Origin of the sequence: Erwinia sp. Eh17-17 (assembly GCF_039675725.1) — a bacterium.
GTDB lineage: Bacteria > Pseudomonadota > Gammaproteobacteria > Enterobacterales > Enterobacteriaceae > Erwinia.
Map to the genome: position 1 here is coordinate 1 of NZ_JBDFQT010000021.1, position 3,873 is coordinate 3,873.

The following is a 3,873-nucleotide window of genomic DNA, read 5'->3' on the forward strand; positions in this document are numbered from 1 at the left end:
AAGCTGTATGCCATCCCGCATTTCCAGGTGGAAGGCATGGATATCAACCTGTCTCTGGTATCCCAGATGCCGAAAGCGAAAGCGTAAGGCGGGCGAACAGGGATGAAAATATATCGTCCGTTATGGACTGATGGGGCCATGCTGGCCCCGCAGCAGTTCCAGCAGCAGGCCCGTTGGGATGCCCACGTAGCAGAAAGCGTGGCGGCGATGTCAGTAGCCAGCACCTGGGGGGTGCTGGTGGCTGAATTTGATACCACGGTGCTGGCGCTTTCACGCCTGAATGCCACCCGTCTGGTGGTGCGTTTTCAGGACGGCACGCTGATTGATACCGAGCTTGCCGATAACCTGCCGCCTGCCTGCGATCTCTCCGGCGTGCAGGGGCGTGACACGATTGATGTGGTGCTGGCGCTGCCTCTGCTGTCCGCCAACGGTGGCAATCTCAATGACGGTAAAGGCACCGAACGTCCGCAGCGCTGGCAGCAGGAGTGGGTCACGGTGCAGGACCTGGCCGGACATGAACGTACGGAACTGGCTGTGGCGCGTCATGCCGTTTCGCTGCGGTTTGCTCATCAGGAAAACAGCGGCTGGCTGACCTGTCCTGTCATTCGTCTGGTACAGAGTGCCCAGGGACAGTGGACGCCGGACAGCACGTTTATCCCGCCTGCGCTGGTTTTTTCCGCCAGCCCGCTGCTGACCCTGGGGTTAAGCGACCTGCTGCACCGTCTGCAGGCTCGCCGTAAGCGCCTGATGCAGATGAGGCGTGAGAGCAATGAACGTATGGCCGATTTTGCGGTGGCGGACGTTTCGTTGTTCTGGCTGCTGAACGCCTTTAACAGCGCAGAGCCGGTGCTGAACGAACTTTTGCAGGCACCGTCGCGCCATCCTGAACTTTACTACCGCGAGCTGGCGCGTCTGGCCGGCAGTTTGCTGACGTTCTCGCTGGCTCACAGCCCGGACGATATTCCTGTGTATCAGCATGACGTGCCGGAACAGGTATTCCCGGCGCTGTTTGTCCTGCTGGATGCGTTGCTGGAAGCCAGCCTGCCATCCCGTGTGATCAGTATTGAACTCAACCATGCCGGGCATTTCTGGAAAGGCTCGCTGCACGATGCCCGTCTGCGTGAAGGGGCAGACTTCTACCTTTCTGTGCGATCTACGATCCCTAACCATCTGTTGCAGTCTCAGTTCCCGCTGCTGTGCAAAGCGGGCAGCTATGAGGACGTCTCCGATGTGGTGAACGTGGCGCTGAACGGTATCGGCCTGAAAGCGCTGGCACATGTTCCGGCGGCCATCCCGCTGCGCCTGGAGAACCAGTACTTCGCCCTTGACCTCAACGGCACGGCCGCACAGGCCATGCTGGATGCGGGGAACTGCGCTTTCTACATTCCGTCCGCACTGGGTGAGGTGAAACTTGAACTGTATGCGGTGCTGCGATCATGAAAGATAACCACACGACGTTTATCGATCGGATGTTTTACCCCGGCTGGCTGATGGTCAGCCAGCTGCGCGCGGGTCAGGAGGTGAAGGACGGCAAGGCACTTTACCGCCGCAGCTGTGAATGGCTGGACGACTGGCGTCAGCAGCTGGAGAAGCAGGGCGTCAGTCAGGTCAGCATTGAGCATATGCTCTACACCCTGTGTGCGCTGTTTGATGAAGCGGTCATGAACCGGGGCAAACAGGACGACGGTTACAACACCTGGCTGGCCAACCCGCTACAGGCGAAGTATTTCAATACGCTGAATGCGGGCGAAGAACTGTGGCAGCGCATTCGCACCATGCTGCAGGAGCCGGCCCCCGATATTGCGGTACTCACCTGCTTTTCACGCGCGCTGACGCTGGGGTTTGTCGGGCGCTACCGCCAGCAGGCGGATGAACGCCGCGAAGATGTGGTGCGTAACCTCAGCCAGCGGGTGGTGCCGTTCACGCTGACGGAAGAAGCTCCGGTGATTGCTCGCGCCGGGCGTCTGCGCAGCGGTCGTCGTTTTTACTGGCTCTCCTGGGGGGCCGGGATCGTCCTGCTGGGCGTTGTCTGGTTCCTGCTTTCCACTTCGCTACAGCAGATGGTTTCCGCCATCACGGGGAACAGCTAGATGCGCCCGCTAATAAAACCGCTGCTGGCACTGCTGGTACTGTGGCTGGCGCTGTGGCTGATCTGGGGGTTCTGGCCGCTGGGCAACGGCAGCCGTCTGTTTCTTAGCGCCGTCGCTTTACTCCTGGCTGCACTCTGGGGCTGGCGTTATGCACGGCGGGGGCGGGAAGTGCTGCTGGCGGATGAAAGCGTCCTGCCGCCGGAACAGTTTGCCGGTGCGGTTGTGCTGGTCTGTGGTGCCAGCGATCTGCTTTTCCCGGCCGGACAGGCGTTTCGCGAGACCCGGCAAGGCTGGTATATCGCAGTCCGTGGGCCAGAACAGCTCGCCAGTCTGGCGGATTCTGTGGCTGCCGGTCGTCCGGCGCTGATATCCCGACTTTCGGTTCTGCTGGCGGTTATCCCGGAACAGTGGCAGGAAGCGGAAGCGTTGAACAGTCAGCTGCTGGAATGGCAGCGGGCAATTGCTGGCTGCCGCCGGGCATTTTCCGCGCTACCGCCGGTTTGGGTCAGTTGCTGGCTGAACGCCATCGATGCCCGGCCTGACGGGCCTTATTCCTGGTATTCCCTGACCAGTAATCGTGACGGGATCCAGGTGCAGGAAAATAGTGCAGTGGCAAGGGCTTACACTGCCTGGTGTGGTGATAATGGCGCAGAGATGCAGATACCCCGCCTGAGCCACTCGCTGTGGTTGCAGACGCTGTTCTCCTGGCTGAAACCCCAGGTGCTGGCGGGGCTGGCTTCACGCTATCACGACACGCCCGCACTGCCTCCCTGCATGCTGACAGTCTGTACCGGACCGGTCACCAGCGTCCCGGATAACCTCTGGCAGCAACATACTGGCGCGATGACCACGATACCCGCGCGCGCTGGCGACGATCGGTCCCCCCTCCTGCCTCTGCCGGATGCGCTGCTGGCTCATCTGCCACACCGTAACGGTATGAGTTCTTTGATGAAGCACTGTCGGATTGCGGGCATGTTCGTCGGGCTTTTTCTGCTGCTGGCGATGCTGGCCTCCTGGATCAATAACCAGCGGCTTATCCAGAATGTCAGCGACCATCTGATGCTGTACCGCCACCTTAACGGCACTCCTGAAACCCCAAAATTACAGGCACAAAACCAGCTGCGCCGCGATGATGCACTGCTCGACGGCTGGCAGCGGGACGGCGCGCCGATGCGTTACACCCTTGGGCTGTATCAGGGAATGCGGCTGATCCCACCGCTACGCGCCTCGATTAATAACTGGGCGCCGTCTCAACCTCATGCCCCGGCGATCCAGCAAATCGTTCAGGCACCGAAAATCATCCGCCTGGACAGCCTGTCGCTGTTTGACACCGGTAAGTTCGAGCTGAAATCCGGCTCGCAGAAGGTGCTGATTAATGCACTGGTGGGCATTAAAGCGAAGCCCGGCTGGCTGATCGTGGTCAGCGGCCATACCGACAGTACCGGAAATTCCCTACTGAACCAGGCGCTGTCCCTGAAGCGTGCCGCTGCGGTACGCGACTGGATGCGCGATACCGGTGACGTGTCGCCAACCTGTTTTGCGGTGCAGGGCTATGGCGCAACGCGCCCGGTTGCAACCAACGATACCCCGGAAGGTCGCGCGCTCAACCGCCGGGTCGAAATCAGTCTGGTGCCGCAGGCGGATGCCTGCCTGGCGCCAGCAATGCGAACGTCATCACAGGATGATGACACAACAGTAAGTTCTGATAAGGAGTAACACATGGCAATTCCAGTCTATCTGTGGCTGAAAGACGACGGCGGTGCGGATATCAAAGGTTCTGTGG

Annotated in this window: 4 protein-coding genes and 1 pseudogene; all 5 read left to right on the forward strand. The window is 60.3% G+C overall.

The features are described from left to right. Positions 1-87, forward strand: an 87-nt coding sequence (locus ABEH87_RS21530; protein WP_346579388.1) for a hypothetical protein, incomplete at its 5' end; no start/stop codon positions are given. Between the two features lie 15 nt (positions 88-102). After that, positions 103-1,440, forward strand: coding sequence for a type VI secretion system baseplate subunit TssK (tssK, locus tag ABEH87_RS21535; protein ID WP_346579390.1), 1,338 nt, complete (start codon positions 103-105; stop codon positions 1,438-1,440). After that, a complete protein-coding gene (gene tssL, locus ABEH87_RS21540; protein ID WP_346579392.1) occupies positions 1,437-2,090 on the forward strand; it encodes a type VI secretion system protein TssL, short form in 654 nt (217 codons plus the stop codon). Before tssK ends, tssL begins: the two co-directional genes overlap by 4 nt. Next, complete coding sequence (locus tag ABEH87_RS21545; RefSeq protein ID WP_346579394.1) at positions 2,091-3,806, forward strand: OmpA family protein; 1,716 nt, start codon at positions 2,091-2,093, stop codon at positions 3,804-3,806. A 3-nt stretch (positions 3,807-3,809) separates the two neighbouring features. Further along, positions 3,810-3,873: pseudogene (locus ABEH87_RS21550) on the forward strand (type VI secretion system tube protein Hcp); the annotation flags it as partial.